4 protein-coding genes are annotated in these 2377 nt (G+C 59.2%); all 4 read left to right on the forward strand.

From position 1 onward, the window contains the following. On the forward strand, nucleotides 1-425 hold a 425-nt coding region (locus AC3AYF_RS20185), incomplete at its 5' end, for a DUF3158 family protein (RefSeq protein ID WP_487780285.1). A 110-nt stretch (nucleotides 426-535) separates the two neighbouring features. Next, nucleotides 536-1024: a single-stranded DNA-binding protein gene (locus AC3AYF_RS20190; protein WP_295036885.1), complete on the forward strand. Its 489-nt coding sequence runs from the start codon at nucleotides 536-538 to the stop codon at nucleotides 1022-1024. A gap of 65 nt (nucleotides 1025-1089) precedes the next feature. Beyond that, a complete protein-coding gene (locus tag AC3AYF_RS20195) occupies nucleotides 1090-1659 on the forward strand; it encodes a hypothetical protein (protein ID WP_295036883.1) in 570 nt (189 codons plus the stop codon). 132 nt (nucleotides 1660-1791) lie between these two features. Beyond that, entirely contained in the window at nucleotides 1792-2214 is a 423-nt protein-coding gene (locus tag AC3AYF_RS20200) for a hypothetical protein (protein WP_295036881.1), read from the forward strand. Nucleotides 2215-2377: the final 163 nt, after the last annotated feature.

Consider the following 2377-nt stretch of genomic DNA (forward strand, 5'->3'; position numbering starts at 1 on the left):
AGGACTTTGCACTGAATCAGTACGCAAAGGGCCTTTTAAAACCCTTTAAGGGTAAGGGAGAGATGATCCGGTTTCGCGACGAGCTGGACGAGGAGTGCCGGCGAATGTGGCAAGAGGCAGCGGACTTTGCCAACCGCTACAACCGGAGGGTGGTCCAGGCGGGCCTTTGGCTCAAACCGCACAACAACAGTGGGGGCCGCGTTCGCGCAGTGCAGTGGCGCGACAAGGCACAGACCCAGATGGGGCGGCGTCTGCTTGAGGCCGTGCTGCAGTACGGCGATGTTTCGGTAGGCATGAAGCGTCAGCTGGTCGAGATCGAGACCAAGCGCGCGATCTTCAATGCCAAGATCGCGGCGGCGACTCGCCAAGTCGATCGTTTGAATCGGCTGCTGAATGATCTCGACGAGATCGAGGCCATGGTCTGACACCTTGGACGGCCAGGAATGGTCCGCTGTTTCGCTTAACGTTTCCCGCTGACGTTCTTTGCCGCTCGCGGCCACTGTAGTCGGGTATTCATTCGATTCAGGAGATACTGATGAGCACGCATTTCATGGGCGAGGGGAACATTGGCTCGGATCCAGAAGTGAAGATGTTTGCACCCAACGGCAATCAGCCACCGCGTGGCGTCATGCGATTGAACGTCCGCTTCGACAATCCGGTGCCGACCGATACCGGTAACGTCGACAAGGGCGGGTTCTGGGCCAACGTCGAGATCTGGCATCGCGACGTCGAGCAGTGGGCACAGCTCTATCAGAAGGGCATGCGAGTCATGGTCTCGGGCCGGATGGTGCTTGACGAGTGGCAGGATCGGGAAGGCGAAAACCGTTCGCAGTTCAAGGTCCAGGCCGTGCGCATCGGCATGCTGCCATTTCGCGTCGCCCAGGTCGTGCTCGAGCCGGGGCAGCAACCGCTCCGTCAGCCGTCATCGACGCAGGCACCGCAACAGGGTGCCTATGCCAAAGCCGCTGGACCGGAGGGGGAGTGGGATAACCCGGTGGGCGCTGACTCGAACGATCCAGGGTGAGCGGAGACGAGCGGAGACGCTTGCATGAAGGCAGGCTCAACATGAGACGGACAAGGAGTGGTGGGATGAGGCACTGGGTATTGGCAGCGGGGATGGTAGCTCTTGCCGGCTGCGCGGCGCAGGATCACTATTATTCGAACGGGGTCTGTGTCACCTGCTTTGACAATCCGGTGACGGGGGAGCCGCTGAACTATGATCCCAGCGAGACGCCGGAGAAAGTCGCAACCAATGCTGAGGGAGAAACGGTCGGCGCCAAGAACCTGGGTAGTCAGAGCGGTTCGGTCGACATCGACTCCCGTGTCGATGTCGATACCGCCTATGCCAGGGTCAAGTCGGCCATGGGATTCCGGTCCCCGGGCGACTTCGAGAAAGGCAACACGATGTCAGACTGGCAAATGAACGACTCGGCGTGGAAACACCAAACGACGCCGGGCGCCTACTATGATCTAGGGGACTACGGAGAACAGACCATCGGTGGTACCCAGTACGACCTGGTGCAGCGTGTGCAAATCGAGAAAGATGGATCTGGATCACGTATCCACTACAGCTGGGCGCCCGCCGACAAGCGAACGCTCTACGATGGCAATGCCATGGAGTCGGCGCTGACCCGGCGTCTCAAAGTTGCGGTAGACTGATCGTCCATGCCTAACTTCTTCACCATCAAGGATGGTTGGAGCCTGGATGAACAGCTGGGCTACATGCTCCAGAACTCGACGACAAGCAGGCGACTGGCCGAGTCGTCGAGTGGCTGAATCTGGGATTCTTCGATGATACAAAAGAGTGACGTTGCCGCCTATCAACGGTTCTTTGTTCGACCCCATCATGGTCAGCGCTTACGCGTTGAATCGGATATTCGATCCATTCTGGGTGACACAGTCGAGTGTCGTCTCGCCCCCGATGGCTCCCTGCTCAAACCTACGAGCCTCAAGCCCGCCCAGGGTCGATACCTGATCCCCATGCGCTGGGTCAGCGGTGAGATCATAACGATCGATAACCCCACCACGGCGCAGTGGTTCTGGCTCGATGCCGACATCCCATTCAACGGCATACTGGCTCAGCGATTGGCCCTAGCGCTGAATCAGCATCCTGCTGTCGCATGCGTGGCCGAAGACAATACGCGCGGTGCGGCCCACGGCAGTGCGGAAGCCTGGATCATCGATGATGCGCATTATCTGCTCCAACCCGATTAACATTTCCCACTGATTCTGTTGATCCAGCCCGGCACGCTGAGGCCATACACACTCTGTGAGGCCCGGCGTCATGTCTCGATTGTTCCTCTGCGAAAAACCCTCTCAGGCACGCGATATTGGCGCGGTTCTGGGGGCGACACGCAAAGCCGAAGGCTGCCTGCAG

Source organism: Salinicola sp. (assembly GCF_982684285.1).

What these genes read in the sequence shown, in the direction of transcription:
- AC3AYF_RS20200 (WP_295036881.1), top strand. Translation starts at nt 1,792, where the DNA reads ATGATACAAAAGAGTGACGTTGCCGCCTATCAACGGTTCTTTGTTCGA.
- AC3AYF_RS20195 (WP_295036883.1), top strand. Translation starts at nt 1,090, where the DNA reads ATGAGGCACTGGGTATTGGCAGCGGGGATGGTAGCTCTTGCCGGCTGC.
- AC3AYF_RS20190 (WP_295036885.1), top strand. Translation starts at nt 536, where the DNA reads ATGAGCACGCATTTCATGGGCGAGGGGAACATTGGCTCGGATCCAGAA.